Here is a 26,710-nt window from a genome sequence, read left to right as displayed (position 1 = left end):
ATATATAAAGTTAATAGCTTTCAGTTCAGCTGATATCAAAATGAATTTTAACAGTGAAAATATTGAACTTTTCATAACCGTACTCGATACAGGTTCTTTCTCTGCGGCTGCTCGTAAACTAAATCGAGTCCCCTCAGCAGTAAGTATGGCCGTTGCTAATTTAGAAGCAGAATTGGGTTATATATTATTTGAGCGTACTCCTCGCAAGGTCATTCCAACCGCCACAGCATTAGCCTTGGAACCTCAAGCACGGATCATTTCTGAACAACTTAGGCTATTTAGTACTCATGCCCATGAACTTTCTTTAGGACTTGAAAGTAAATTGCGGATTGGTGTGGTCTCAGATGTAAATACAAAATTATTATTCCATTCAATAAAGAAACTAGCCGATAAATTTCCTTTACTAAACATAGAGGTGATTACTGCTCCCCAAGACGACATTGTTAATCTACTTTATACAGAACAAATTAGTCTTTGCTTAGCGGGTTCAGACCTCAATATAAAAATGCGCGAGAATCTACAATTGGTAATGACTGAAACAGTGGCGGCTACGATTTCTTCTAACCACGCTCTTCTACAAGATAGAACAAAGCAGTTTTCTATTGAAGAATTAATCAATATTAGACAAATTGTTGTGGCGAGTAGTGAACATGAAATGACAGATCCCCGTTCAATTATTGGTGCAATGTACTGGAAAACCAATAGTCTACAAACAGCAATTAATATGGTTGAAGCTGGACTTGGTTGGGGAAATTTTCCGTTGTCACTAGTACAAGATAAAATTGATCAAGGTCACTTAGTCCTTTTAGATTTTAAAAATACGAAAAATCATTTACCTCTATCTATTTATTTAATTTGGCTCCAAGACCGCCCTTTACCTAAAGCAGCTAGAGAGTTAATTCCAATTATTCAAGAAAATTTATAAAACTTTATAGGATAGTTCTGAAAGTCTAAAGATTTTTTATAATTTTATTCTTGTTAAATCTAGCTTATTTAAAGCTTAAACTTATTACTCTGTACCATCTCTCTAAATACTACTAAAAACAAAAAACCTACTTAGAAAGTAGGCCTTTTGTTGTATTTCAGGATTAAGCAATAATATTTTGTTTTTTAAAAAATACACTTATACTTTATTAAAACCAAGTGTTTTAGTCAAGAATAAAGTTTATAAGATACAAATATTTGTATTGTTGTGAAGACAATCACAATTTAGGTTTTATATAGAAAATACTTTAGAGAAGGAAAGATATTTTAATGATAAAAATTTCTATTACCGCCCTTAACAGCTTTTTTTTAGAAAAACACAACAAACACCTTAAGAAAAAGTATTATATTTTAATTAAATTTATTTGCATCAAAAAAAATTGAATCCGTTTATTCGTTAGTTTTATGTTTCCTTATTAAAGTTGCTAACTTTATATCTTAATGTTTACTTTTTTAAGTTGAGTTTAAATTTCAAGCTAATTTAAAAATTAATAATACTATTTTCTTAAGTAAGTTGGCCCTAATAGTCTATATTTTTTACTACATATAGGCTAAAATCTTATTAAGAGAATTATTGTAACTATTATTTTTCGAAAGATATAGTTAAAAGATGATTTATTATATATCTAAAGCTTAATGACAGTATGAAAATATAGAAACTTTTATATAGTATTTTTAATCTCCATTTATATTTATCTTAAATAAGTTTTTCTAATTCTATATTTTCACAACACACAAACAGCACATCTACAACTCCTGCTTATATTTTAAACAAAATTTATTTTATATAAATTAATGTCTCAAACTACAGATACAATTAAGTCATCGTCACAATAGATTGTTGGAATAAATTCTAATTGATCGATAAATAACTTCTCCCACTTTACTCTTGAAGTACACATAAGCTAGAATCACTATCGCTTGAAATATTAACCAATATGACACAATATTTTGGGGTTTAGTTTGCGTCTACTTCAGAAAATGACTTGTGTTTAATTAAAAAATTGATTAGTATTGCACGCACTGAAAAGCATTGAGATTAAAAGCTTTTCTGACTTATAGGGCCTATAGCTCAGTTGGTTAGAGCAGCGGACTCATAATCCGTTGGTCCACAGTTCAAGTCTGTGTGGGCCCACCAAATACCGAACCTCATAAACAAAAAGTTTATGGGGTTTTTTAATATATATCTAAATAGAATATGCTTTACTCTTATAAAAAATACTCAAAATTTAAATTTATTTTATCCCTAAATTTTAGATGTTTTAAAATACACTTACGTTCCGTACTAAATATCCATCTTTCATCTATTAAGCTAAGATTTGCTTTCGCATGGGCTCAGAATTCTCTAATTGTGTATCCCAAAACTTTTCCCATAAATCACAATACTCTAAGCATAATTTTTCAATATAGTTATAGTCTTCTTCTGTACAAGCTTGCATCAAGACATACCATAAATCTTCTTCATGATCATCATCTGCTGCTTCAGCACTTTCATCTTCAGAAATACCATGTACATGATAATAACCACCACCCTCCACATCTAGACCAACTGCTTTAGTTGCTCTACGTAAAGGTGGACTATACAGAATGACTTCTTCTTCTGCGACTGCTAATAAAGCTGAAACAGCTTTATAGTCATCATAAGCATTTTCTAAAAATACTCTAACCTGATCTGCAATTTCAGTCGGATGATAAGTTAGACGATCTTGTTCTGTAATACCGAAATCATTCAATATATCTTCAAATAAGGGATAATGAGCATATTCAGGATTTCCCTGATAGTAGCCGTCTTTATCCAAACCTGGCCGAAATCCAAACTCATCAAAAATATTTAAACTCAAAAGAAAACGCGGGAACATTTTTGCACCGGCATGCAATCTCGGCTCTAATTGTTTAGTTTGAAATTGGGCCATGAGCAATGCATCAGTAAAAGTTTGCACAATTGCATGACGATACTCTAAATGAATTTTTTTTAAATCTTCTTTATTAATTTCGCCATTATTTAAAGTATCGATTGCAGGATGATGGGATACAGGATGTTTTGCAATCTTTGCTCTTAATCGGGTCAAAAAGTTTGAATTTTTTTCCCATAGTTCAGCTGAAATGCTTTGTTTCATCCCTGCGAGTGCTTTCTTTCTAGGATTATTAAAATTCTCAAATTTCTTAGGCATATCCGCTCTCATTAAACTTATTGAAGCATGATCGATTTTTACATATTTTATTATAAAAACAATGACTTAAATTAATATTTAAATATGTTCCTTCATCGATTAATATTAGAATTAAAATCGTACGAAATCAAATGAAAAATTAAAAAAAACTTCAATTAATGATAATCATTATCACAATCTCAACTTGAATCAAAATCAGTTTTTTATTATCATAATTTGTATTAAAAATTTAATATTTTAGATTAAGTTATAATTAGTTTTAACTATATGGAATAGTAATGTCAAAAAAAGAAGATATTATAAATACTGCTTTAAATTTATTTAATCAGATTGGGTACAATGCTACTGGTGTTGACCGTATTATTGCTGAATCAAATGTTGCAAAAATGACTTTTTATAAATATTTTCCGTCAAAGGAAAATTTAATTATGGAATGCTTGCAACATCGAAACATAAATATTCAAAACTCAATCAATGAACAATTAAATTTACATCAAGATGCTAGTCCTCTTGAGAAAATTCATATTATTTTTAATTGGTATATTGAATGGATCAATAGCGAAACATTTAATGGCTGTTTATTTAAAAAGGCATTTATTGAAGTATCTAAACAATATACTTCAATTCGTGAACCATTTTATGAATATACAAAATGGTTGACTAATCTATTACATGAAAAGCTTAATCAATTAGGTATAGAAAATCCAACGCCCCTTGTTCATATCATTATTTCCATTATTGATGGGATGATTATTGATGGAACGACAGATAAAAACCTTATTAACCCTGAAAAAATTTGGAAATATATTGAATATTTAATTAATGAAGAGATACCACAGCCAGTATCTTAATTTTAAAATTATCTAGGTTTATTACTTTCAGACGAAGTTTGAGAAAAATAAAAAAAGAACTTTAAAAGTATTTTAGAACTTAGATAATCCTTAACTTTTGTGCTCTACTTTAGCTTTCATAATTTTTCTAGGCTTTTTTACAAACTCATATTAGAATCCTGAAAATTTATCAATTTGCACTGATGTATGAAAAAATTTCTAGGTAACTCTATCTTTAAAGCCGTTGGTTGGACCTACAATGTAGACCCACAAATTCTTGAGAAAAAACAAGTTATTATTGGCTTTGAACATACCTCAAATCTAGATGCAGTGCTCTCGATTGCCCTATTCCAAATGTTAGACATCAAAATTCATACTTTAATAAAGAAAGAACTTTTCAAAGGCCCACTTAAGCCAATTTTAGAAAAATTGGGTGGCATTCCTGTTGATCGTAAAGCAAGTAAAGATATCGTTTCGCAAATGGTTGAACAATTTCAAACCCATGAAACTTTTAACTTAGTGATTGCTCCAGAAGCTACACGTGCTAAAGATGGCTCTGAACGTAAGCCTATCCGTACAGGTTTTTGGCATATTGCAAAAGCAGCCAATGTTCCTATTGTTTTAATGTATGCCAATGCTCGAAGTAAACAAGGTGGGATTTTAGGTAAAATTTACCCGACTGATTTACAAAAAGACTTGGAAACCATTAAAGAGCTATACGCTCAATTTGGTATAGATGTAAAAATTAACTAAATCAAATTGGACTTGATTTGACCTAATCTCACTCATTAGGTCTTAAGCTTATTGTTCTTATTCAATTGGCTAACAAAACGCAGGGCAACAGTTTTCAACAAAACCAAGCCTATGCTAATATTCCAGCACTTTTGCATTTTCTTTTTTTGGAGTTCACGTCCATGGCGGGTCATTCTAAATGGGCCAATATTAAGCATCGTAAAGCTAAACAAGATGCAAGTCGCGGTAAGGTTTTTACTAAATATATTCGTGAAATTGTGACTGCTGCCAAACTTGGTGGTGGAGATCCTGCTAGCAACCCTCGTCTGCGTGCAGTAGTTGAAAAAGCTCTCTCAGTTAATATGACACGTGACACCATTAACCGTGCTATCCAACGTGGTGCTGGTGGTGAAGATAATGATGATCTAAAAGAAGTAACTTATGAAGGTTATGGTGTTGGCGGGGTTGCTGTTCTTGTTGAAACAATGACAGATAACTTAAACCGTACAGTACCAGACGTACGTCACTGTTTTAGTAAAACAAATGGTAACTTAGGAACTGCGGGTTCTGTATCTTATCTATTTACTAAACGTGGTGAGATTACTTTTGAAGATGTTTCTTTAGAAGATAAAATCATGGAAGTTGCTTTAGAAGCTGGCGCTGAAGATATTGAAGTTTCAGAAGATGAAATTTTGGTAATCACTTCACCAGAAACTTTCGGTGAAGTGCAAGACGCCCTTACTGCTGCTGGTTTAAAATCTGATAACGCAGAAGTTGTGATGAGTCCATCTACAAAAGCTGAAATTACAGATGTTGACCAAGCAAAACAAATTCTTAAAATGATTGATATGTTTGAAGATCTTGACGATGTACAAAACGTTTATACTAACGTTGAATTCTCGGATGAGGTTTTGGCTCAACTTGATGCTTAAATCAAACATTTGAATCAAAGAAAACGCACCATTTGGTGCGTTTTTTTATAGCTTGTTGAGCAAGTTATAGCAATTAAATACATTATATTCTTTAATGACAAAGCTAGAATGCAAAGCAACTACGTTGTCGATTTTTCCAATACGTCTTAATAAAATTTCACTGTAGTCATCCATGTTGCGTGCTACAAGCTCTAAAATAAAATCAGCACTCTGACCCGTTACCAAGAATGCATTGGTTACTTCTGGAATTGCTTCTATTTCAGACAGAAACTTATCAAATGTTTCACTATCATGTTTACTCAATGAAACTTGCAATAAAATATGTAAAGTAAAACCAAGCTTACTAAAATTAATTTCCCTTTTGAGCTGCCCCATGATGTTGGCTTCAATCAGGTGCTTAATACGGCGATGCACAGAACTGACTGACAGATTGATCCGTTCTGAAAGTTCATTCAAATTTAAGTCTTCATGAGACAAAATTTCTAGAATTTGTTTATCAAAACGATCTAACTCCACTCTTATCTCCAGCCAGAATTTCACAGTAAAGACAGTATAACCCTATACCACCACCTCTGCATTGAAAATACAAAGGTTTATAGACAGTAAAACTCTTTTTCCTTTATAGAGCCTAATTCTTTTATGCCTTTTAAACGTGCAAGTAGTGTCAGGGGCGATTCATTTTAGAGAGTCGGTTTATGCTTAAATCTGTTTTATCGATGCAAAATCCTTATTCTCACTACTATTTAACGCTAAAAAGGAAGTAATCATCAAAATTTGACTATTTTTCAAGTTTCTTAAAGTTGGCATCATTTTTGTTATGTATTTGCAGGAAAATTTTTATCCATGTCGGGGGAGTTCCTGTGAATAAGATCAAAACACTAGTATTAGCAATGAGTTCTTTAGGTGCAATGAGCGTGACGATGCCTGTGCATGCCGCTACAGATGCTGAAGTTAACGCCTTACGTGATGAAGTAAAGGAGTTAAAACAACTTGTTCAGAAACTATCTGATCAACAAAAAACAGCTTTAACTGTCACTGCTCCAGCAACAATTCCCGCAGCACCAGTTACCCCTACACCTCCTGCATCAAAACCGGGTTGGATGGCTATGGCCGATGGGCAAACTCAAGTCAAGCTTTATGGTAGTGTTCGCGCAGATGCAACCTATGACTTTAAAGGTTCAAATGGCAGTATTTCAAATGGTGCCAATTATCCACTCAATAAAGATGATCCAAAACAAGACTCACTAAATGTATCTGCAGCAACTTCACGAATTGGCTTAGATATTACTCGTCCAACTCAATATGGAGATTTAACAGGTAAAATTGAAGCCGATTTCATGGGTGGCAATGGAGATAATGGCAATGGTACTTTCCGTGTTCGTCATGCCTATATGTCTTTAGGAAAATGGTTAGCTGGTCAAACGACCTCACCTTTTGTAAACACAGATACATCACCAGAAACAGTAGATTTTAATGGTGCTATTGGTACAGGTACTACACGTACAGTACAGGTTCGTTACACCCAGCCAATTAATGCACAACAAAAAATATTAGTTGCCTTAGAAGGCGGTGATGTTGAAAAAGCTGGTAATGCTGCCGGTGGAAGCCGTTTTCCTGCTTTAACAGCACGATATGATTTCAAAACTACGGATAACAAAGGCCTATTACAGTTACATGGTCTTGCCCATGAAAACCGTGTGGCTCCAAAAGATAGCACTTCTGAAGAGAAATTTGGCTGGGGTGTCGGTGTTGGTGGTAAATATGATTTAACGCCTCAAGATAGCGTGGTTGCTAACTACTATCATGTTAAAGGTGATGGCCGTTATTTACTTTATAGCAATTCGGCTTATAGCTATGACACAACAACACAAGATATTAATTTAGGAGAATTCGATAGCGCAGTAATTGGATATCAACGTAAATGGAGCCCTATTCTGCGTTCTACTTTTGCTGTAGGTGGTATTCAATATAAAGATGATAATGTCTATGCAAATAGCAATTTAACCAATACCAGCTATAACAAAGAAATTTATAACGCTTTAGTCAATTTAATCTGGAACCCAACTAAAAATATTGATTTAGGAGCAGAATATACTTACGGTCAACGTGAAACTTTTGCAGGTGACAAGGGTGATTATTCACGTATCAACCTGCTAGCAAAGTATAGCTTCTAAAAATTAGATATAAAAAAAAGAGCCTTTAATGGCTCTTTTTTTACTAGGGTTATTAGTGCATCGCCTGAATTTTTTCTAAGAAAAGTTTAGCACGCTCATGACGAGCTTCTAAATTGTCAAAGAATTCATGGGTTGGGCAGTCTTCTAAAATTTTACCTTCATCCATAAAAATTAAACGGTTAGATACTCTTTTAGCAAAGCCCATTTCATGCGTAACACACATCATGGTCATACCTTCATGTGCGAGCTGTACCATAACTTCAAGAACCTCACCGACCATTTCAGGATCAAGTGCAGAAGTTGGTTCATCAAACAACATACAGATTGGGTCCATAGATAAACCACGTGCAATTGCTACACGTTGCTGCTGACCACCCGATAACTGGCCCGGAAATTTATCTTTATGAGCAAGTAAGCCTACACGCTCTAAATATTTCAGACCTTTTGCACGAGCATCTGCAACTGAACGCTTTAACACTTTAACTTGAGCAATCGTCAAATTTTCCAAAACAGTCATATGCGGAAAAAGTTCAAAGTGCTGAAAGACCATTCCTACTCTTGAACGAAATTTAGCAAGATCTGTTTTTGGATCTTTAAGCGAAATTCCATCAACAATAATGTCACCTTGTTGAAATGGTTCTAAAGCATTTACTGTTTTGATGAGTGTTGATTTTCCTGAACCAGATGGTCCGCAAACAACAACGACATCACCTTTTTCAATACTCGTCGTGCAATCTGTTAAAACCTGAAAATCACCATACCATTTAGAGATATGTTGGATGTCTATCATTGGCATTTAAAATCTCCAATTAGCGAATGATGGCAATTTTTTGCTGTAAGCGTTTGACTAAATGCGACAGCACAAACGAGCTACAGAAATACACTACAGCGACGATTAAATAGAATGTTGCTTTTGTTTCAGGTCCATAAGTATTAGCCAATGTATCTGCACGACCTAAAAAGTCAGGTGCACTAATCACATAAACTAAAGAGATGTCCTGAAATAGAATGATTGTTTGAGTTAACAATACTGGGAGCATGTTACGAAAGGCTTGAGGTAATACCACGTACCGCATTGATTGACCGTAGGTAAAACCTAGCGCATAGCCTGCATGTACCTGACCTTTTGAAATAGACTGAATTCCAGAACGTACAATTTCCGAGAAAAAAGCTGCTTCAAAAATAGCAAAGGTCACGACACTCGAAAATAATGGTCCCCAATAGGTATCAGATTGAAACTCAAATATTTTCGGCAACAAAAAGTAGAAGATAAAGATCACCTGAATCAGTGGAATACCACGAAACAGATCAACATAAAATTTTGCAAAATTACTTGCGATGGCATTACTAGATAAACGCATCATTGCCAATGGGGTTCCAATTAGGATACCGCCCATCATTGCTAATACCGTTACGGTAAGCGTAAAAATGAAACCTTCTTTGAGTGCCGCGATCACATCAGGGTTTTGTAATAAAGAAAAATCCATGATTACTTCCCTCCTGAACCTAAGCCAGGTACAGCCATTCGTTTCTCAATCCATGCCATCACAAACTTAATGCTATAAGTGATAATCAAATAAACAGGCGTAGAGAGAATAAGAATGATAATGTCCTGAGAAGTTTCTTCACGCATGGTTTTCGTGTAAGCAAAGAAATTCAACACACTCAACGCATATAAAACAGCTGAGTTTTTAAAAACGTTCATTGCTTCAGATGTAATCGTTGGCCATACGGTACGATATGCAACCGGTAAAATGACATAACGATAGCTTTGTGCAGTAGTAAAACCCATAGCGGAAGCTGCGAACTTCTGTCCACGAGAAACGGTATTAATTCCGGCACGTATGTGCTCAGATACACGTGCAGCCGTGTAGAGACCTAATGCAAAAACACCAATAACCGCCGGTTGCTGATTTAAAATATTTTTCCACCAACCACCAGCAACTACATCCCCACTACCTGCACTTAAGCTATCCGGTAAAAACTCGGGAAAAACAAAAGCCCAGAAGAATAGTTGCACAATAAGTGGAATATTACGGAAAATTTCAACGTAACAATTGCCGATAAATGCGAGAGGTTTGTTGGGTAATGTACGAATTACCCCTAGGAGAGAACCTAATAAAAATGCGATAAGAAAGGCTATAATAGCTGTCCAAACCATAGTGAACACGCCTGAACCTAACATTTGTAACCATGTGGGTGCCTCAGCATAAGCATTGTAGCTTGAGCTACCAATAGCTTTACAAACTGATTCTGCCCATGCGGCTTTATCGACACCATATTCATTAGACTCCGCACAGAATATAGTCCAGTTTAGCGAGCCGACTGACATGTTTGCCCCTTAAATTAATATCTTTAGAAAATAGACCACTTGTGCAAATGAATCTTTACACTTACACAAGTAAATTTAGGACAAAAAGATCCAGTTAGATTCCTGCATCTGTTGGGTTAGCTTTTAATTTCTTATAAGATGAACTTTGTTGCATGTTCAAATTTGTGTTTTTTGGTGGAATTGGAGATAAGAACCACTTCTTATATAAAGTGTCCATTTTACCAGTTTTCCACAAGTTATTTACAGTACGGTCTGCAACCGCTTTAAATTTTGGATCATCTTTAGCAAGCATAATTCCATAAGGTTCAGATGAAAGTACCGGACCTACAATTGCGAAAGCTTTAGGTGTAGAAGACTTCGCAATCAAGCCTGCTAAAATATTATCATCCATTACAAATGCAGCAGCACGGCCAGATGCCATCATGGCAAAAGAGTCAGCATGATCTTTACCATAAATATTTTGAACATTAACTGCCTGACCTTTTTCATTCATCTTGATGTATTTGTCAGATGTAGTGCCTTGAGTAGTAACAACTGCTTTACCATTTAAGTCCGCCAAACTCTTAATGCCAGAGTTTGCTTTAACAGCCATGCGCACTTCTGTTGCATAGTAGTTAGTTGAGAAACCAACTTGTTGCTGACGTTGTTTAGAGTTTGTAGTGGTACCACATTCCATATCGATATTGCCTGCCAAAAGCTCAGGAATACGTGTTGATGAAGTTACTGCCTTGTACTCAACTTTTAAGCCAGGCATTTTCAATTCTTTTTTAATGTCATTTGCAAACTGGTTACAGATATCGACTGCATAACCTACTGGTTTACCTGCAACAACATATGAAATTGGATCTGAGGATTCTCGATGACCAATTACGATTTTTCCGGTACTTTTAATTTTAGCTAATGTATCTGCTGCTTGAATTTGAGAAGTAGCGCCAACCGTACAAAGCATAACTGTTGAAATAATGAGAGAGGTTGCAGAACGTTTCATAAGAACTCCTTGATGATCATTCTCTCTATTTATCTATAGAATCATTCATATAGAGCAATAGAGTGATTTTTTATTAAATTGCAATTATCGAGCCAACTTTTCCAAGTCGGACCCATCCATTTGCTTCACTTATTCTATTCAATCTGTTTTGCAGAATTAATACCTTTAAAACTGCTCACATGTTTCTACTTTAATCTATGTTTTAATCTTCTGTCTATTATTAAGCTCATCTATTTACACTTAAATGTGGCAATTATTGATTACATTGTAAACACATGCACAATAAAGTGGCTTAACTTTGGCTAAAAATAGTATTTAGAAAAATTGTATTTTCCAAAAAATCATAAAAATTAAAGTTATTAGTCATTTAGATAAAATGGAATTTATATTGTAAAAAGTAATCTTGGCATCAAAATAATATAAACAAATGGCTTAATAAAAATCATTTAGAAAATTGATAGTAATATCTACATTAATAAAATAACTAGCAAAGATAAAAATAAGCCCCGATTTTCTCAGGGCATTTTATAATTTTAAATTCCGCGCCAATCTACTCGCGCATTACGCTCAGTTTGATATATTCTTAAAACATACTGACCTAGAGGTAAATCGAGTAAATTTTGTTGATAGTTATTCCATTCTTCCGAAACACCTTCAGCCTCTTCCCTCTCCCACGGCGTACCCTTTATTTCTAATAAAGGAGCAAGCATAGAACATACAGAAATATCAGCAAGACTTAAGCGATCGCCTACCATATAACGTGCCTGATTTTCGATTAAGCAGTTATTTAGTTCATTTATGAGTTCATCCATACGTTCTTTTGACTGGTTGACTAGCTCTTCTTCAAGTTTATAGTTCTTCTTTACCAGTGTTTTGAGGAATGGCTTCGATATTTTTTCAAATTGGCGTAAATAGCCTTGTTCACCCATCATAATTTCTAAAGCATGGTCTCCTTGCGCCAACGTATGAGCTAGAGCCCAACGACGGACATGAATACCCAGCTCATCAGCCAAGCTATCTATTTTTAATGTTTGCTGTCTTAATTGTTCATCACGACGTAACAGTGAATGCTCCGGATAAGTATCATCCAGATAAAGTGCAATTTTAGTCGATTCAGCGATCCATTGATGATCATCTTTCAAAATAGGCAGTAAATTTTGGCCTGTTTTGAGTTGTGCAAAAGCACGATGAAAGCCTGGAATTAAGTTATGAGCCACATAATCAAGTTCTTTATGGTCTAACAACCAGCGAGCTTTTTCACAATAATGGGACAAAGGAAACTGATACAAAACCCGCATAAAATCTCCACGTTTATTTTTATTTGACTATTTGTACAAAAATGGTCGATGGTAAGTAGATACTTTAGAAGCTATTTTTATTTAAAACAATGGATATTGTGCTCATTTTTCACTGACACTTAAGTCTATTTTTTTTATATCTTTTTTTACCGTACTTATTGCTCTTTTTCATATTAAAACCAATTCTATTATTATTTTTCCACATAACAAACTTAAACTATTGTTTTTTATAATCTTTCAATATCTCTATTTTTTCATTAAAAAGCAAAAAAAATGCTTTGCACTTTATTTCATAAGCTGAGCATAAGTCCTCGTTTAGTGGAAAAATATTTCTTTTGTAAGGTAATGACAGCAATACAAGGTGTCATTATGTCTAATTCTCTATCTAAAACGACGGCATACGTCCAAATCATTCAAAATGATCAACAAGCAATTAATGCTGCTTATCAAGTAGCTGATTTTGCTTTAGAGGGCCGTAATACACGTGATCAACAACGCTTACTACCGCATGAGCAAATTGAAAGCTTTAGCCAAAAAGGTTTAGGCGGAATTCGCATTGCAAAAAAATACGGCGGTGCTTTTGTTTCCAATAAAACACTGGCACAAGTTTTCCGTATTTTAAGTAAAGGTGATGCAAATGTTGGTCAGATTCCACAAAATCAGATTAGCCTGTTAAACCTGATCGAAATCATGGGCACAGAACAACAAAAACAATTTATCTTTTCAGAAATATTAGCAGGTAAACGTCTTGCCAACGGTGGGCCAGAACGAAATACCCATGATTCAAAAACTTTAAAAACCACACTTACTGTTGAAAACGACAAATATATTTTAAACGGCGAAAAGTTTTATTCGACAGGTACGAGTTTTGCACATTGGCTCGCAATTAAAGCAATTCATCCTGAAGGTCATGTGGTTTTAGTCATTGTTAACCGAGACGCTCAAGGCATTGAAGTCATTAATGACTGGAATGGATTTGGGCAACGTACGACAGCGAGCGGTACAGTTAAATTAAATCAAGTTGAAGTTAATCCTGAACTTATTTTTGATGAACGATTATTGACGAAAACTCCAACCTATCGCGGTGCTTATTCTCAGTTATTACAAGTTGCCATTGATGTGGGGATTGCAGAAGCTGCATTTGACGATACTTTATCGACTATTCATAAAGCACGCCCAATTATTGATGCAAAGGTTGAAAAAGCCAGCTTTGAACATTACACCCTGCAAGAGGTAGGTAAGTTAAATATTTTGCTCGATGCTGCAATTTTACTGCTTGATGAAGCTGCTGAGTATTTAGATGAACTTGATCAACTTCAAACGGTGACTGATGAACAAGTAGCTAAAGCTTCAATTTTGGTTGCTGAAGCGAAAGTCTACGCCAATGATGCGGCTCTACAAATTTCAGAAAAATTGCTAGAGCTGGGTGGTAGTCGTTCAAGCTTAAGCCAACATAATTTAGATCAACATTGGCGAAATGCCCGTGTACATACCTTACACGACCCTGTTCGCTGGAAATTACATGCCATTGGCAATTATTACCTTAATGGTCATTTCCCTGCCCGCCATGCTTGGATTTAAGGAGAAATTGTCATGACTTCATATCAATCGGTTCAAACCAAACAAACATCGGCATCTGGTCAAGCGCACATTATTCAAAATGATGCTGAAGCATTAGAAGTTGCCAAAGAGTTTGCTGAGCAATTTAAAAAAACCGCAGTTGAGCGAGACGCTAAACGAATTTTACCGTATACCGAAATCGATGCTTTGAGCCAATCTGGTCTTTGGGCAATTACAGTACCTAAGCAATATGGCGGTGCCGAAGTTTCAAGTCATACAGTTGCTAAAGTGATTGCACTTTTAAGCGGTGCAGATGGTTCAATTGGACAAATTCCACAAAACCATTTCTATGCCTTAGAAGTATTGCGCAATACAGGCACAGAAGCTCAAAAACAACGTTTATACAGCGAAGTTTTAAATGGCACTCGTTTTGGGAATGCACTTGCCGAGTTTAAAACTAAAACTTCAACTCACAAACAAACCAATATCCGTCCTCACGAAAATGGATATCTCATTCAGGGTGAAAAGTTTTACTGCACAGGAAGTTTATTTGCTCACCGTATTCCAACCTTAGTTTTAGATGATGCAGGCCGAGAGTATCTAGCCTTTGTAAAAAGTGGTTCACAAGGATTGAAACTAGTTGATGACTGGTCTGGCTTTGGGCAAAAAACCACAGGCAGCGGCACGGTCAAGTTTGATCAGGTTTTTGTCGAAGCAGATGATGTTATTCCTTTTGATACTGCATTTTTACAGCCAACCTTAGTGGGTCCTTTTGCGCAAATTATGCATGCATCGATTGAGGTAGGCATTGCACGTGCAGCCTTTGAAGAAAGCTTGCAAAGAGTGCATCAAGCCCGCCCATGGATTGACTCACAAGTAGAAACAGCCAACCAAGATCCTTTAACGATTTATGAACTAGGACGCATTGCCGTAGATGTACGAGCAAGCGAAGTGTTATTAAAACAAGCTGCGCAATCAATCGATGCCGCAAAAATTGAGACCACACCTGAAACTATTGCTAAAGCATCCATTGATGTGGCTAAAGTGCGTGCTCATAGTACAGATATCGCCCTAAAAGCATCGTCTAAGCTGATTGAACTTGCTGGTAGCCGTGGTAGTCAGTCTCAAGATGGCCTAGATCGTTTCTGGCGTAATGCGCGAGTACATACCTTACATGATGCCGCACGATGGAAATATTACTTTATTGGGAACTATCTGCTTAACGGTGTGCTTCCACCTCGTCGGGGGACATTGTAATGGCAGATTTCAAAGCGAAAGAGATTTTACTAAATGCTTTTGATATGAACTGTGTTGGGCATATAAATCATGGCTTATGGACACATCCACGTGATGAATCACACCGCTTTAATGAACTGAGCTATTGGACAGAACAAGCCAAAACTCTAGAAAGTGGTTTATTTGATGGTTTATTTATTGCGGACATTACAGGCGTCTATGACGTCTATCAAAACGGTATTGATCTGACTTTAAAAGAGTCCATTCAGCTTCCGAGCCATGACCCATCTACACTCATTTCAGCTATGGCGGCAGTCACTCAAAACTTAAGTTTTGGGGTCACTGTGAATTTGAGCTACGAACATCCATATCAGTTTGCACGCCGCTTTGCGAGTCTCGACCATTTAACTCAAGGTCGTATTGGCTGGAATATCGTGACAGGTTATCTAGATAGTGCCGAACGATTAATTGGTCAAAAAGGTTTAAAAGACCACGATGCTCGCTATGAACAAGCCGAAGAATTTTTAGAACTTTGCTACAAGTATTGGGAAGGTTCATGGGAAAACGACGCAGTTAAAAAAGATAAAGCACGGCGTGTTTTTACAGATCCATCTAAAGTTCACACCATTCACCACCACGGCAAATATTACCAAAGCGAAGGTGTGTTTCAGGTGTCTCCTTCTGTGCAACGCACCCCGACACTGTTTCAAGCAGGTGCTTCACCTAAAGGTATGCAGTTTGCGACTCGTCATGCTGAGTGTGTATTTATTGGTGGAGATAAACCCGAAAAAATACGCGAACAAGTGAAAAAGATTCGTGCTCTTGCAGAACAGCAAGGCCGTTCAGCGGATGACATTAAAGTCTTTGTCGGTATAACCGTTGTTGTTGCTGAAACACATGATCTCGCTGTACAGAAACTTAATGAATATCGTCAACATGCAAGTCCTGAAGCAGGCTTAGCACATTATGCGAGTTCAACTGGTATCGACTTAAGTAAATTTGCCGACGATGAAGCAATTCCTTACCAAAAAAGTAACAGTATTGTTTCGATTACCGAAAAATTTAAAGAGCAACAAATCACGAAAAATGACTTAAAAGCTCAGCATGTTTTAGGTGGTCGTTATCCCCTCATTGTGGGCAGTGGCGAAGAAGTTGCTGAATACTTAATTCATCTTTTAGATGAGACTGATATTGATGGCTTTAATTTGACACGTACAGTAGCACCAGAGTCTCACCACGACTTTATTCGCTTGGTCATTCCTGAGCTACAACAACGTGGTCGCTATAAAACTGCATATAAAACGGGTTCACTACGTAACAAAATTTTTAATCGGGGTGACCAATTACCAAAACAACACCCTGTTCAAGCGTTCCGATGTAGTCCCTATAACAACAGCAAAAACTTAACAACAATTGAAGAAATAACCGCTTAAATTTGGAGATAGACATGGCTCAAACAGCCTCAAAAAAATGGCTAGGCGTAGGCTTAGTCGTTGTAGTCCTTATTGTTGCTTTATTCTTTTGGAATAAACATCGCCAAAGTGGCTCAAATGAACTTGTGATTGGTATTAGCCCACCATTTGCAAAAACTTTACAAGCTGCTGCCGATGAAGCAAAGAAACAGGGTTTAAATGTAAAACTGGTCGAATTTTCTGACTGGAATACACCAAACATTACTTTAAATCATGGGGATATTGATGCGAACTTTTTCCAGCACCAACCTTTCCTAGACAATGCAATTAAAGAAACAGGCTTTAAATTAAAGGCATTTGCAGTGGGTGCAGCATCACATGTGGGACTTTATTCAAAGAAATATAAAAGCCTTGATGAATTGCCGCAAAACGCACGCGTAGTCATTCCAAATGATCCAGTGAACCAAGGTCGTGCCCTACTACTTTTACAGCAAGCTAAATTAATTACGCTTAAAGATTCAAACAATCATTTATCTGCACTTAAAGATGTAGTTTCAAACCCTAAAAATTTACAATTTGTAGAAGTTGAAGGGCCACAAACTGCTCGTGCAATTGATGATGTTGACTTGGCTTTTGGCTATCCGCATTACCTACGCTTAGCAAAAACAGCTGACCCTGAAAGTGCACTTTTACTTGATGACAATACCAATAAACGTTATGCAATTTTGTTTGTAGTGCGTGATGACTACCAAGATAAGGGCGACAAATTAAAGAAATTTGTTGAGATCTATCAAAACTCGCCAAAAGTTAAAGCTGTGTTAGATGCTGAGATTGGGCCAACACTTTGGTTCCCTGGCTGGAAGTAATAACGGAAAGATTATGGCGATTCAGTTCAAACAGCATAAACCTTGGTTACTCGGAATTACGATTTTGATCGTAGTTCTGGGCCTCGTCGGTTACCGTTATATTAAAAATAAACAAGCCGATGATGTTTTAACGATTGGCATTAGCCCACCTTATGCTGAGCTATTACAAAGCGTAGCCAATAAAGTAGAGAAGCAAGGCGTTCATGTCAAACTCGTTGAATTTTCTGATTGGCGAGCACCCAATGTTGCCGTACAAAACGGCGATATTGATGCAAACTTTTTCCAGCAAAGCGTATTTCTACGTAATGCTGTTAAAGAAACAGGTTATGACTTACACGCATTTGGTGTGGGTTCAGGAAGTCATGTGGGTTTATATTCAAAAAAATATAAATCACTTGAAGACTTACCTTCAAATGCCCGTGTGGCTATTCCAAACGATCCGGTCAATTTAGCTCGTGCTTTAATTTTATTGCATCGTGCAGGCTTAATTCAGCTTAAAGATATAAATAATGAGCTTTCAACCACTCAAGACATTATTGCTAATCCTAAACAGTTGAGCTTCGTTGAAGTTGAAGGCCCACAGACAGCACATGCCTATAACGATGTCGATTTAATTTTCGGCTTCCCCCACTACTTAAAAATGGCAAAAGTAACCGACCCACATAGCGCATTATTTTTAGATCCAATCGATAAAAAATATGCAATTTTGTTTGTGACCCGTCGCGATTACCAAGACAAAAACCAAAAACTTGCAACCTTTGTTAAAGCATTCCAGAACTCAAAACAAGCACAAGACATTCTGGATAAAGACTTTGGTAAAGGTATGTGGTTTCAAGGCTGGAAATAAGGAGAATGATGATGGTGAGTTTTGGATCGCAAGTTGATTTTTCTCTACCCCATATCAAAATTCGCGGTTTAAATAAGTTTTACCAATCGCAAGGTCAAAAACTGCATGCATTAAAAGATATTAACCTTGATATTCCTCAAGGTAAGATTTTAGGCATTATTGGTAAAAGTGGTGCGGGAAAATCTTCCCTACTCCGCACTTTAAATGGCTTAGAACAAGTAAATACAGGCAGTATTCATATTCATCAACAAAATATTGCTGAATTGAGCCATGCTGAACTCATTCAAACCCGTCAACGAATTGGAATGATTTTTCAACATTTCAATTTAATGTCTGCAAAAACGGTTTGGGAAAATGTGGCATTGCCTTTAAAAGTTTCCAATTACAACAAAGTAGATATCGATCAACGTGTAAATGAAGTTCTGGCACTCGTAGGTCTTGCAAATAAGTCTGGCTACTACCCATCGCAACTTTCAGGCGGACAAAAGCAACGTGTCGGTATTGCACGTGCACTTGTGCACCACCCAGAAATTTTGCTTTGTGATGAAGCCACCTCGGCACTTGACCCTGAAAGTACCGCCACTATTTTGGCTTTACTTAAAAAGATTAATCAGGAACTGGGTCTAACGATTGTACTCATCACTCATGAAATGCAGGTCATTCGAGAAATTTGTGATCAAGTGGTGGTGATTGATCAAGGTGAGATAGTAGAGGCTGGACAAGTTTGGTCTGTATTTTCACGACCAGAACAACAAATTACTCAAGAATTGTTAAACCTTGAGCAAATTACCCTGCCTTTTAAAATCAGTCCTCTACCCGATGAAGATTCGACTCATATTATTGTAAAACTGAAATATGAGGCTGAAGCACATCAGGTTCCTGATATTCAAGAATTACTTGCCAAATTTAAAGCGCCCATCAATTTATATCAAAGTCAGGTCGATACCATTCAAGGGCATATTATTGGTTCACTTTTAGTCGGTATTCCTAACGTAGAAATTGATATTTCATCTATACGACAAGATGCATTAACTGCAATTGCACAATTTGAGGTACTTGGCTATGCACGACCAGCTCATTGATTTATTAATTACTGGAACTGTAGATACCTTACTCATGGTAGGTGCATCTGCATTTATTGCTTTTTTAATTGGCTTACCGATTGCTGTTGTTTTAGTCAGTACTTCTGAGCACGGCATTCATCCGTCACAAAAGATTAATCAAGCTTTGGGTTGGGTCATCAACATTACTCGCTCTGTACCCTTTCTTATTTTAATGGTTGCACTTATTCCGCTTACTCGCTGGATTGTCGGGACAAGTTATGGGGTTTGGGCAGCCGTTGTTCCATTGACGATTGCGGCAATTCCCTTCTTTGCGCGTATTGCAGAAGTCAGCTTACGCGAAGTCGATCAAGGCTTAATTGAAGCAGCACAAGCCATGGGTTGTAACCGTAAACAAATTATCTGGCATGTACTTTTACCAGAGGCTTTGCCGGGTATTGTGGCGGGTTTTACCGTGACTATTGTGACTATGATTAACTCCTCTGCGATTGCTGGTGCTATTGGTGCAGGTGGTCTAGGAGACATTGCTTATCGTTATGGCTATCAACGTTTTGATATGCAAATTATGTTGGCTGTAATTTTAGTGCTCATTGTTTTAGTCATGTTGGTACAAGCGACTGGCGATGCATTAGCCCAGCAACTTGATAAACGTAAAGTTTAAACGCAATACAACCCTGCTCTAGCCATGACTTTGTCATGGCTTTCATGTAAAATCAGCGACAATTTTTAATTTACACATTTGTGAGTGGTTTTCATGGGTTTTAATTGCGGTATTGTTGGTCTGCCAAACGTAGGGAAATCTACCCTTTTCAATGCATTAACGAAAGCAGCGATTGCAGCGGAAAACTTCCCTTTCTGTACCATTGAACCAAACACAGGTATTGTTCCTGTACCAGATCCACGTTTAGACAAACTTGCTGCGATTGTTAAACCACAGCGTATTTTGCCAACTACAATGGAATTTGTGGACATTGCAGGTCTTGTTGCTGGTGCATCAAAAGGTGAAGGCTTAGGTAACCAATTCCTTGCTAACATCCGTGAAACTGATGCAATCGCTCATGTTGTACGTTGTTTTGAAGACGAAAACGTGATTCACGTAAATGGTAAAATTGATCCATTAGACGACATCGCAACTATTAATACTGAACTTGCGCTTGCCGATCTTGAAACTGTTGCTAAAGCAATTTTACGTTTAACTAAAGTTGCTAAAGGTGGTGACAAAGAAGCTGTAGCAACTAAAGCAGTTTTAGAAAAAATCCAACCGTTACTTGACGAAGGTAAACCAGCGCGTGCAGCTGATTTGTCTGATGACGAACGCAAATTAGTTCGTGGTTTTGGTTTAATGACTTTAAAACCAACCATGTATATTGCAAACGTTGCAGAAGACGGTTTTGAAAACAACCCACACTTAGAAGCTGTTAAAAAACTTGCTGCTGAGGAAAATGCGATTGTTGTTCCTCTTTGCAACCAAATCGAAGCTGAAATTTCATTATTAGAAGATGAAGACCGTGCTGAGTTCCTAGAAGCAATGGGCATGGAAGAACCAGGTTTAAATGTGGTTATTCGTGCAGGTTATGCGCTTTTAGGTTTACAGACTTATTTCACTGCTGGTGTACAAGAAGTTCGTGCATGGACAGTAAAAGTTGGCGCAACCGCTCCTCAAGCCGCTGGTGTGATTCATACCGACTTCGAAAAAGGCTTCATCCGTGCTGAAGTTGTTGCATATGATGACTTCGTACAATACAACGGTGAAAACGGCGCTAAAGAAGCTGGTAAATGGCGTTTAGAAGGTAAAACTTACGTTGTTCAAGACGGCGATGTAATGCACTTCCGTTTTAACGTTTAAGTTAAAGCTAAAAAAGCCCCAATATGTTGGGGCTTTTTTACATTTAATGACTTAAATCCATCGCCTCTCGTTTACTGCGCGCCTCTTGTAAAATACGTGCATGCAAAGGCTTTCTAAAACCTAGCATAAATATAAATTCTGCCAATACAAATAACGGCCCTATCGCAAGTCCAATCACATCATCAACAAAAGCCGGTTTTTTCTTTTCAAAATAATGTCCCACAAACTGAAAGACCCAACCGACAACAAAGAAGCCAATACTTGCTGCTAACCATTCTCCTAAAGACAATTGAGCAATTTGGCTCGCTAGTGGATACACAGCAGCTAAAAGAACGAGCATGATTAAGCCAAATACTTTATCTAAAATAAAATAATAGATCGTACTAGCTGCAATCAGAACTATGGCTAAAGTCAGTTTAAAACTACCAATATCGGCTCCAGCTCTTGCGGTTAAACACAAAATTGAAAACACGATGAGCGGAATACCGATAAAGTGCGTCAAAATATTTTTATGATTTAAGTGGTAAGCCGCATATTTGCTAAGCTCTTGCTCCAGATTTGACATGAGTTATTCCCTATTCACTTACATATAGTCATACTGTACATATAAGGAAAACGTAAAGTTGTCAGCTATTTGACAAAGTAATGAATTTTTTCATGGATGACCGAATATTGGACCTAATTTATATTAATCGACTAAAAGAAAACACATGGTTTAGTGTGCTTCCGGAAACATTCCAAAATTTTATTTTAGAACATGGCAAACAAATCACCTTTGAGAAAAATAGCTATGTTTTCCATGCTCAAGATCTATTTGATGGCATTTATACCGTACTTGAAGGCTCGATTAGCTTGGGTTATGTCGATGTAAATGGTAATGAAGCTCTTTCTGCTATTGCTGAGCCAATCATGTGGTTTGGTGAAATATCATTGATTGATCATGAACCGCGCTCACACGATGCGATTGCATTGAAAAAAAGTACAGTTCTACATATTCCAGCGAAGCCTTTAAATGAGCTACTCAAGGATAATCCATATTATTGGTACTATTTTGCACGTTTAACCAGCCAAAAACTCAGGTACGTTTTCTTAGAACAGATTGCTATCCAAACACGTAGTATTTCTCAAAGGCTGGCTCAGCGTCTTCTATTCATTTTAGAAGGATATGGGAATCATATTCTTATTCAAGATCATCACATACATATTTCTCAAGAACAGTTGGCAAATATGCTGACCACATCTAGACAAACGATCAATCATGAACTGAACCTGCTCGAAAAACAGAAAATCATTAAAATTGCTTTTAGAAAAATTGAGATTCTAGATATTGAGAAATTGAAAGTAGTTGCTAAAGCACAATGCTAATTTTTTAAAAGCGTCTAAATAATAAAAACTTAAAATTAAATTAAAAAATTAGATAACACTGCAAATCAAAACATTGTTCAAACTCTATTTCCACAAAATAAATGTGTTAAAGCAGATATTTTCACCCTACACTCAAGCTGAGCAATAATACTCAACAAGGCGCTGATTAACATGAAAAAATTATCAACAATTCTTACAGCAGGCGTATTGGCTATGTTAAGTGTTTCGGCATTTGCATGTCCAAAAGGGACTCAACTACAAGGCGGTACAGGACCAAATCACAAAGGTGGAAAATGTGTAGCGGTACATGGAAAAGCTACCGCTCAAAAAGCCAAGAAAGAGGTAACTAAAACTAAACAGGATGTTAAAAAAGACTTAAGCACTCAAAAACATGATGCAATGACCAGCGCGACTCATGCTCAACATGAATCACAGCAAATGACTCATCAAATGAAATAAGATGCTGTGAAGACTGCAAACACCGCTAAAGCTGCCACAAAACCGTAATTCACATTCACTCATTATTGTTTAAAAGCAAAAAAGCGAGATTGATCATCTCGCTTTTTTAAATTCATTAGTTTTATTTTGGCGAAGTATTTCCAAGATTCGGCGTATCGATCGCATCCTTACATTGAGCCTTATCTCGCTCATAGTCCGCTTGTTTTTGGGCAACTGAACTATTGTTTTCTAGCGTTTCGCGTGCCCATATATCTAGACTCGTTAAAGCTTTACGACAGAGTGCATATTTCCCTTCTGTCACTGAATCCGTCATTTTTACATTAATACGCCAGTCTGTACTTAATTGGCGTAAAGGTTTACGAACTTTGTCATCAATTTGGCTGAGTTGTTTTTCATAAACTAAATGCTCAACCGTGTTAATTAATGTCCATGCTTTTTGAGCATAAACAGTTGCATCATTGGTTAGTTTCGGTGCTGGCTTAATTTCTACTTTTTTTTCTGCACCTTGATTACCATTATCACAGCCCTGCAATGTAAAAATACCTGCACTCATCATGGCGATATAAACTAAACGAATCTTTGCCTTGAACATATCAAACTGCCGATTAAACATTTCGGCACTATGCTATTAAATTCGGCTACAATACTCAATCTTTCAAGTATTTTTATCATTTGGTTTATTGCCAAGGTGTATTGTGTCCGAACAACAATTGATGCCTGCCCAAACAGCAACTTTTTGGCAAGGCGCCAAAGATAGTCAAGCTATCGTACTCACTTATTTACCCGTTTCTTTTGCCTTTGGCGTTTCTGCATCTCAGTTTGGTTTTACACCATGGGAAGCCTTTTTTCTATCTTGTTCAATGTATGCTGGCGCTAGCCAATTTTTGGTTGTCGCGCTTTTAGCTAGCGGTTCATCCATTTGGCTAACAGCATTAACAGTCATAGCACTAGATATTCGCCATGTCCTGTATGGACCTGCTCTATACAACCTGATTCCAAACAAATTAAATCTTAAGAAAACGGCAGTATGGGCTTGGGGCTTAACGGATGAAGTTTTTGCCAGTGGAATGATCCAACTTTCACAGCGCAGACAACAATGGTCCGAGTCTTGGATGTTAGGCTTAAGTCTATTTAGTTGGATGGCTTGGGCAACTGGCTCATTGTTAGGCGGATTATTTGCCGATCAAGTTGCTCATTTACCAAAGTTTTTACAAGCAGCTTTAGACTTCTTGTTACCTGCTTTATTTTTAAGTTTTTTATTAGCAGCGTTTGAACGAAAGCATAGCCTTGTTGTTGCTGTATCTTTAGTAGTTTCAGCTTTGGCGTGTTATTGGATTAACTTATCAGCCGCTATTTTTATAGGTATTTTTTCAGGCATTTTAGCTGGTCTATTTAAACATTATGTGTTGAAACAGCATGATGAGGTTGAGGCTTAATATGAACCTAGAAATTATTCTGGTCGGCATTATTGTGGGTATAGCCAATTTTGCTTCACGCTTTGGACCTTTTTTTGTAATACAAAAATTACAGGGTTCGCAGCAAAGACGCGGCTCAATCTGGATAAAAATTGCTTTGGGAAGTATTGGAATATCTGCAATTAGTGCCATGCTTGTAGTTGCTACCCTTCCACCTCTCCTTGAAACTCCCAATAAGAGTTTCGCAATGCTTATCGGTTTTTTAGTTTTAGCAGGTCTTTATTTTAAATTTAAGAAAATCGTACCGGCAACTTTAACTGCCGCAATTGTTTATGGTCTGATCTATACTTATTTACCTTTATAAATAGATAAACTGATCAACCTTATATAATATATAAATGCTAGAAGTGATTAAGAATAATAACTTCTAGCATAAAAAATCATTTTTGAAATTTATTAGAAGATAAATCCATCTAGCGATTAGAGATAAAAATGTCACAAGTTAAAATTTATGCAAATGAACAAACCATTATGCAGTACCGGGAATTACTTTCTCATGCAATCCATCAAGCGCTTATTGAAGAATTGAAATATCCTGTTGAGAAGAAGTTTCAACGTTTTATTAGCCTTAAACCAGGAAATTTCATTTACCCTTCTGACAGAAGCCAGCATTACATTATTATTGAACTTTCAATGTTTGCAGGCCGCAGTGCAGCCACTAAAAAGCAGCTTATTCAAACCTTATTCCGTAATATTCAAGAACAATGTAGAATTTCTCCACAAGACATTGAAATTACTATTTTTGAAACACCTAAAGAAAATTGGGGCATCCGTGGTAAAAATGCGGATGAATTGCTTTTAAACTATCAGGTTAATATCTAAAAACCACTTTTTTAATTGTCCGACAAAATTACTTTTTTATGCATGATAAGGCTTAACTCCACCATAAGTTCTGCTATGCTTAAAAAAATAATTTTGTCAGGATGATTCGCATGAGCGTAACACTCGGTACCCCACTTCAATCTTCTGCATTTAAAGTTTTATTGTTAGGTTCAGGAGAGCTTGGCAAAGAAGTTGTAATTTCCTTACAACGCCTTGGTGTAGAAGTACATGCAGCCGACCGTTATGATCACGCACCAGCAATGCAAGTTGCACATTTTTCTTATGTATTAAACATGGCAGATCCTGCCCAATTAAAACAACTCATCGAGAAAATTAAACCAAATTTAATTGTTCCAGAAATTGAAGCAATTGCGACAGAAGTTTTACTTGAAATTGAAGCGAGCAAAACAGCAACTGTCATCCCTTCTGCTAAAGCTGTAAACCTCACAATGAACCGCGAAGGCATCCGCCGTCTTGCGGCTGAAGAACTTGGCCTACCTACTTCTGCTTATCGTTTTGCTGATACGCTCGAAAGCTTCCGCGCCGCTTGCGATGACATTGGTTATCCAAACTTTGTAAAACCGGTCATGTCATCTTCAGGTAAAGGTCAGTCTCGTGTAAAAAGTTTCGATGAAGTCGATGCAGCATGGGAATATGCATTGCAAGGTGGCCGTGTTAACCAAGGCACGGTTATTATTGAATCTCAAATTGATTTTGATTTTGAAATTACATTACTTACCGTTCGCGCTAAAAACCCTGAAACTGGTGAAATCGAAACTCATTACTGTGACCCAATTGGTCACCGCCAAGATGCCGGGGATTATGTAGAAAGCTGGCAACCTCAACCAATGACGGCGGCGGCACTCGAAGAAGCAAAACGTATTGCAAATAAAGTGACAACTGCACTTGGTGGCTGTGGTATTTTTGGTGTAGAACTGTTTATTAAAGGCGACAAGGTTTGGTTTAGTGAAGTCTCACCTCGCCCACACGATACAGGACTCGTAACTTTAGCATCTCAGTTTCAAAGTGAATTTGAACTGCATGCACGTGCAATTTTAGGTTTACCTGTAAACACAGCACGCCACAGTGTTGCAGCAAGTGCAGTAATTTATGCTGGAGTTGATTCCAGCAATTTAAGTTATGGCAACCTCAATGTAGCTTTAACACACCCAGACACCGATTTACGCCTGTTTGGCAAACCAGAAGGTTTCAAACGTCGTCGTATGGGTGTAGCAACCGCTCGTGCTGAAAATACTGATCTTGCTCGTACTTTAGCGAAAGAAACCGCTGATCAAGTAAGCGTTCAAACAAATTCTTAAT

At 36.8% G+C, this 26,710-nt stretch carries 28 protein-coding genes and 1 tRNA gene; 20 read left to right on the top strand and 9 right to left on the bottom strand.

Annotation, left to right across the window (positions count from 1 at the left end):
• Positions 1-40: 40 nt before the first annotated feature.
• Together JGE69_RS04070 and JGE69_RS04065 are read left to right on the top strand one after the other, a co-directional pair.
• Positions 41-925, top strand: coding sequence for a LysR family transcriptional regulator (locus JGE69_RS04070; RefSeq protein ID WP_199112394.1), 885 nt, complete (start codon positions 41-43; stop codon positions 923-925).
• Between the two features lie 1,120 nt (positions 926-2,045).
• A tRNA-Ile gene (locus tag JGE69_RS04065) sits at positions 2,046-2,122 on the top strand.
• 169 nt (positions 2,123-2,291) lie between these two features.
• Here JGE69_RS04065 and JGE69_RS04060 read toward each other — a convergent pair.
• Positions 2,292-3,155: an iron-containing redox enzyme family protein gene (locus JGE69_RS04060; RefSeq protein WP_002115982.1), complete on the bottom strand. Its 864-nt coding sequence runs from the start codon at positions 3,153-3,155 to the stop codon at positions 2,292-2,294.
• A 278-nt stretch (positions 3,156-3,433) separates the two neighbouring features.
• Between JGE69_RS04060 and JGE69_RS04055 the strand changes: the two genes are divergently transcribed.
• The 3 genes from JGE69_RS04055 to JGE69_RS04045 all read left to right on the top strand — a co-directional run bounded on the left by JGE69_RS04055 (position 3,434) and on the right by JGE69_RS04045 (position 5,649).
• The gene (locus JGE69_RS04055) at positions 3,434-4,006 is read left to right on the top strand and encodes a TetR/AcrR family transcriptional regulator (RefSeq protein WP_199112392.1); all 573 of its coding nucleotides are present in this window, start codon (positions 3,434-3,436) and stop codon (positions 4,004-4,006) included.
• A 186-nt stretch (positions 4,007-4,192) separates the two neighbouring features.
• Positions 4,193-4,738, top strand: a complete 546-nt coding sequence (locus JGE69_RS04050; protein WP_002114566.1) for a 1-acyl-sn-glycerol-3-phosphate acyltransferase — start codon at positions 4,193-4,195, stop codon at positions 4,736-4,738.
• A 161-nt stretch (positions 4,739-4,899) separates the two neighbouring features.
• Positions 4,900-5,649, top strand: coding sequence for a YebC/PmpR family DNA-binding transcriptional regulator (locus JGE69_RS04045; RefSeq protein WP_002114471.1), 750 nt, complete (start codon positions 4,900-4,902; stop codon positions 5,647-5,649).
• Positions 5,650-5,694: 45 nt separating this feature from the next.
• Here the strand turns inward: JGE69_RS04045 and JGE69_RS04040 are convergent, their stop codons facing one another.
• Positions 5,695-6,165 carry an Lrp/AsnC family transcriptional regulator gene (locus tag JGE69_RS04040; protein WP_002050132.1) on the bottom strand — a complete coding sequence of 157 codons (471 nt, stop codon included), beginning with the start codon at positions 6,163-6,165 and terminating at the stop codon, positions 5,695-5,697.
• A gap of 344 nt (positions 6,166-6,509) precedes the next feature.
• Between JGE69_RS04040 and JGE69_RS04035 the strand changes: the two genes are divergently transcribed.
• Positions 6,510-7,823 carry a DcaP family trimeric outer membrane transporter gene (locus tag JGE69_RS04035; RefSeq protein ID WP_199112390.1) on the top strand — a complete coding sequence of 438 codons (1,314 nt, stop codon included), beginning with the start codon at positions 6,510-6,512 and terminating at the stop codon, positions 7,821-7,823.
• A gap of 52 nt (positions 7,824-7,875) precedes the next feature.
• Here the strand turns inward: JGE69_RS04035 and JGE69_RS04030 are convergent, their stop codons facing one another.
• The 5 genes from JGE69_RS04030 to JGE69_RS04010 form a co-directional block, all read right to left on the bottom strand.
• Positions 7,876-8,619, bottom strand: coding sequence for an amino acid ABC transporter ATP-binding protein (locus JGE69_RS04030; protein ID WP_002114298.1), 744 nt, complete (start codon positions 8,617-8,619; stop codon positions 7,876-7,878).
• A gap of 13 nt (positions 8,620-8,632) precedes the next feature.
• Positions 8,633-9,310: an amino acid ABC transporter permease gene (locus JGE69_RS04025; protein WP_016145033.1), complete on the bottom strand. Its 678-nt coding sequence runs from the start codon at positions 9,308-9,310 to the stop codon at positions 8,633-8,635.
• Between the two features lie 2 nt (positions 9,311-9,312).
• Positions 9,313-10,155: an amino acid ABC transporter permease gene (locus JGE69_RS04020; RefSeq protein ID WP_002114400.1), complete on the bottom strand. Its 843-nt coding sequence runs from the start codon at positions 10,153-10,155 to the stop codon at positions 9,313-9,315.
• A 94-nt stretch (positions 10,156-10,249) separates the two neighbouring features.
• Positions 10,250-11,143: an amino acid ABC transporter substrate-binding protein gene (locus JGE69_RS04015; RefSeq protein WP_199112388.1), complete on the bottom strand. Its 894-nt coding sequence runs from the start codon at positions 11,141-11,143 to the stop codon at positions 10,250-10,252.
• Between the two features lie 533 nt (positions 11,144-11,676).
• Positions 11,677-12,441, bottom strand: a complete 765-nt coding sequence (locus tag JGE69_RS04010; RefSeq protein ID WP_017386781.1) for a glutathione S-transferase family protein — start codon at positions 12,439-12,441, stop codon at positions 11,677-11,679.
• Positions 12,442-12,786: 345 nt separating this feature from the next.
• Between JGE69_RS04010 and JGE69_RS04005 the strand changes: the two genes are divergently transcribed.
• The 8 genes from JGE69_RS04005 (at position 12,787) to ychF (ending at position 21,269) form a co-directional block, all read left to right on the top strand.
• Positions 12,787-14,022, top strand: coding sequence for an SfnB family sulfur acquisition oxidoreductase (locus JGE69_RS04005; RefSeq protein WP_199112386.1), 1,236 nt, complete (start codon positions 12,787-12,789; stop codon positions 14,020-14,022).
• A gap of 12 nt (positions 14,023-14,034) precedes the next feature.
• Complete coding sequence (locus tag JGE69_RS04000) at positions 14,035-15,258, top strand: SfnB family sulfur acquisition oxidoreductase (protein ID WP_199112384.1); 1,224 nt, start codon at positions 14,035-14,037, stop codon at positions 15,256-15,258.
• Positions 15,258-16,670 (top strand): LLM class flavin-dependent oxidoreductase, encoded by a 1,413-nt coding sequence (locus JGE69_RS03995; protein WP_199112382.1) that lies wholly within the window; start codon positions 15,258-15,260, stop codon positions 16,668-16,670. The genes JGE69_RS04000 and JGE69_RS03995 overlap by 1 nt, the downstream gene beginning before the upstream one ends.
• Before the next feature lie 14 nt (positions 16,671-16,684).
• A complete protein-coding gene (locus tag JGE69_RS03990) occupies positions 16,685-17,515 on the top strand; it encodes a MetQ/NlpA family ABC transporter substrate-binding protein (RefSeq protein WP_039760684.1) in 831 nt (276 codons plus the stop codon).
• A 13-nt stretch (positions 17,516-17,528) separates the two neighbouring features.
• The gene (locus JGE69_RS03985; RefSeq protein ID WP_199112380.1) at positions 17,529-18,362 is read left to right on the top strand and encodes a MetQ/NlpA family ABC transporter substrate-binding protein; all 834 of its coding nucleotides are present in this window, start codon (positions 17,529-17,531) and stop codon (positions 18,360-18,362) included.
• Between the two features lie 5 nt (positions 18,363-18,367).
• Complete coding sequence (locus tag JGE69_RS03980) at positions 18,368-19,444, top strand: methionine ABC transporter ATP-binding protein (protein ID WP_199112378.1); 1,077 nt, start codon at positions 18,368-18,370, stop codon at positions 19,442-19,444.
• Positions 19,425-20,084, top strand: a complete 660-nt coding sequence (locus tag JGE69_RS03975; RefSeq protein ID WP_005069679.1) for a methionine ABC transporter permease — start codon at positions 19,425-19,427, stop codon at positions 20,082-20,084. The genes JGE69_RS03980 and JGE69_RS03975 overlap by 20 nt, the downstream gene beginning before the upstream one ends.
• A 93-nt stretch (positions 20,085-20,177) precedes the next feature.
• A complete protein-coding gene (ychF, locus tag JGE69_RS03970; protein WP_002050104.1) occupies positions 20,178-21,269 on the top strand; it encodes a redox-regulated ATPase YchF in 1,092 nt (363 codons plus the stop codon).
• A gap of 43 nt (positions 21,270-21,312) precedes the next feature.
• On the opposite strand, the gene JGE69_RS03965 is transcribed toward ychF, so the two are convergent.
• On the bottom strand, positions 21,313-21,834 hold the full coding sequence (locus tag JGE69_RS03965; RefSeq protein WP_199112376.1) for a DUF962 domain-containing protein: 522 nt from the start codon (positions 21,832-21,834) through the stop codon (positions 21,313-21,315).
• A gap of 92 nt (positions 21,835-21,926) precedes the next feature.
• Between JGE69_RS03965 and JGE69_RS03960 the strand changes: the two genes are divergently transcribed.
• Both JGE69_RS03960 and JGE69_RS03955 read left to right on the top strand, forming a co-directional pair.
• A complete protein-coding gene (locus JGE69_RS03960) occupies positions 21,927-22,634 on the top strand; it encodes a Crp/Fnr family transcriptional regulator (protein WP_199113221.1) in 708 nt (235 codons plus the stop codon).
• Between the two features lie 171 nt (positions 22,635-22,805).
• The gene (locus JGE69_RS03955; RefSeq protein WP_005069685.1) at positions 22,806-23,093 is read left to right on the top strand and encodes a hypothetical protein; all 288 of its coding nucleotides are present in this window, start codon (positions 22,806-22,808) and stop codon (positions 23,091-23,093) included.
• A gap of 121 nt (positions 23,094-23,214) precedes the next feature.
• Here the strand turns inward: JGE69_RS03955 and JGE69_RS03950 are convergent, their stop codons facing one another.
• Entirely contained in the window at positions 23,215-23,685 is a 471-nt protein-coding gene (locus tag JGE69_RS03950; protein WP_025464664.1) for a hypothetical protein, read from the bottom strand.
• 121 nt (positions 23,686-23,806) lie between these two features.
• Between JGE69_RS03950 and JGE69_RS03945 the strand changes: the two genes are divergently transcribed.
• The 4 genes from JGE69_RS03945 (at position 23,807) to purT (ending at position 26,709) form a co-directional block, all read left to right on the top strand.
• Positions 23,807-24,529: an AzlC family ABC transporter permease gene (locus JGE69_RS03945; RefSeq protein ID WP_068906686.1), complete on the top strand. Its 723-nt coding sequence runs from the start codon at positions 23,807-23,809 to the stop codon at positions 24,527-24,529.
• 1 nt (position 24,530) lies between these two features.
• Positions 24,531-24,872, top strand: a complete 342-nt coding sequence (gene ygaH / locus JGE69_RS03940; RefSeq protein WP_002133404.1) for an L-valine transporter subunit YgaH — start codon at positions 24,531-24,533, stop codon at positions 24,870-24,872.
• 128 nt (positions 24,873-25,000) lie between these two features.
• Complete coding sequence (locus JGE69_RS03935; RefSeq protein WP_032052204.1) at positions 25,001-25,390, top strand: tautomerase family protein; 390 nt, start codon at positions 25,001-25,003, stop codon at positions 25,388-25,390.
• Between the two features lie 101 nt (positions 25,391-25,491).
• Positions 25,492-26,709: a formate-dependent phosphoribosylglycinamide formyltransferase gene (gene purT, locus JGE69_RS03930; protein ID WP_199112374.1), complete on the top strand. Its 1,218-nt coding sequence runs from the start codon at positions 25,492-25,494 to the stop codon at positions 26,707-26,709.
• Position 26,710 lies beyond the last annotated feature (1 nt).

The sequence above is a fragment of the Acinetobacter sp. C13 genome (genome assembly GCF_016809775.1).
GTDB lineage: Bacteria > Pseudomonadota > Gammaproteobacteria > Pseudomonadales > Moraxellaceae > Acinetobacter > Acinetobacter pittii.
This window is presented reverse-complemented; position numbering and strand designations above follow the sequence as displayed.

What these genes read in the sequence shown, in the direction of transcription:
- JGE69_RS04005 (WP_199112386.1), top strand. Translation starts at nt 12,787, where the DNA reads ATGACAGCAATACAAGGTGTCATTATGTCTAATTCTCTATCTAAAACG.
- JGE69_RS03985 (WP_199112380.1), top strand. Translation starts at nt 17,529, where the DNA reads ATGGCGATTCAGTTCAAACAGCATAAACCTTGGTTACTCGGAATTACG.
- ygaH (WP_002133404.1), top strand. Translation starts at nt 24,531, where the DNA reads ATGAACCTAGAAATTATTCTGGTCGGCATTATTGTGGGTATAGCCAAT.
- JGE69_RS04050 (WP_002114566.1), top strand. Translation starts at nt 4,193, where the DNA reads ATGAAAAAATTTCTAGGTAACTCTATCTTTAAAGCCGTTGGTTGGACC.
- JGE69_RS04030 (WP_002114298.1), bottom strand. Translation starts at nt 8,619, where the DNA reads ATGCCAATGATAGACATCCAACATATCTCTAAATGGTATGGTGATTTT.
- JGE69_RS03960 (WP_199113221.1), top strand. Translation starts at nt 21,927, where the DNA reads ATGGATGACCGAATATTGGACCTAATTTATATTAATCGACTAAAAGAA.
- JGE69_RS04070 (WP_199112394.1), top strand. Translation starts at nt 41, where the DNA reads ATGAATTTTAACAGTGAAAATATTGAACTTTTCATAACCGTACTCGAT.
- JGE69_RS03990 (WP_039760684.1), top strand. Translation starts at nt 16,685, where the DNA reads ATGGCTCAAACAGCCTCAAAAAAATGGCTAGGCGTAGGCTTAGTCGTT.
- JGE69_RS04025 (WP_016145033.1), bottom strand. Translation starts at nt 9,310, where the DNA reads ATGGATTTTTCTTTATTACAAAACCCTGATGTGATCGCGGCACTCAAA.
- JGE69_RS03935 (WP_032052204.1), top strand. Translation starts at nt 25,001, where the DNA reads ATGTCACAAGTTAAAATTTATGCAAATGAACAAACCATTATGCAGTAC.
- purT (WP_199112374.1), top strand. Translation starts at nt 25,492, where the DNA reads ATGATTCGCATGAGCGTAACACTCGGTACCCCACTTCAATCTTCTGCA.
- JGE69_RS03955 (WP_005069685.1), top strand. Translation starts at nt 22,806, where the DNA reads ATGAAAAAATTATCAACAATTCTTACAGCAGGCGTATTGGCTATGTTA.
- JGE69_RS04020 (WP_002114400.1), bottom strand. Translation starts at nt 10,155, where the DNA reads ATGTCAGTCGGCTCGCTAAACTGGACTATATTCTGTGCGGAGTCTAAT.
- JGE69_RS03945 (WP_068906686.1), top strand. Translation starts at nt 23,807, where the DNA reads ATGCCTGCCCAAACAGCAACTTTTTGGCAAGGCGCCAAAGATAGTCAA.
- JGE69_RS03980 (WP_199112378.1), top strand. Translation starts at nt 18,368, where the DNA reads ATGATGATGGTGAGTTTTGGATCGCAAGTTGATTTTTCTCTACCCCAT.
- JGE69_RS03950 (WP_025464664.1), bottom strand. Translation starts at nt 23,685, where the DNA reads ATGTTCAAGGCAAAGATTCGTTTAGTTTATATCGCCATGATGAGTGCA.
- JGE69_RS04000 (WP_199112384.1), top strand. Translation starts at nt 14,035, where the DNA reads ATGACTTCATATCAATCGGTTCAAACCAAACAAACATCGGCATCTGGT.
- JGE69_RS03975 (WP_005069679.1), top strand. Translation starts at nt 19,425, where the DNA reads ATGCACGACCAGCTCATTGATTTATTAATTACTGGAACTGTAGATACC.
- ychF (WP_002050104.1), top strand. Translation starts at nt 20,178, where the DNA reads ATGGGTTTTAATTGCGGTATTGTTGGTCTGCCAAACGTAGGGAAATCT.
- JGE69_RS04045 (WP_002114471.1), top strand. Translation starts at nt 4,900, where the DNA reads ATGGCGGGTCATTCTAAATGGGCCAATATTAAGCATCGTAAAGCTAAA.
- JGE69_RS03965 (WP_199112376.1), bottom strand. Translation starts at nt 21,834, where the DNA reads ATGTCAAATCTGGAGCAAGAGCTTAGCAAATATGCGGCTTACCACTTA.
- JGE69_RS03995 (WP_199112382.1), top strand. Translation starts at nt 15,258, where the DNA reads ATGGCAGATTTCAAAGCGAAAGAGATTTTACTAAATGCTTTTGATATG.
- JGE69_RS04060 (WP_002115982.1), bottom strand. Translation starts at nt 3,155, where the DNA reads ATGCCTAAGAAATTTGAGAATTTTAATAATCCTAGAAAGAAAGCACTC.
- JGE69_RS04010 (WP_017386781.1), bottom strand. Translation starts at nt 12,441, where the DNA reads ATGCGGGTTTTGTATCAGTTTCCTTTGTCCCATTATTGTGAAAAAGCT.
- JGE69_RS04055 (WP_199112392.1), top strand. Translation starts at nt 3,434, where the DNA reads ATGTCAAAAAAAGAAGATATTATAAATACTGCTTTAAATTTATTTAAT.
- JGE69_RS04015 (WP_199112388.1), bottom strand. Translation starts at nt 11,143, where the DNA reads ATGAAACGTTCTGCAACCTCTCTCATTATTTCAACAGTTATGCTTTGT.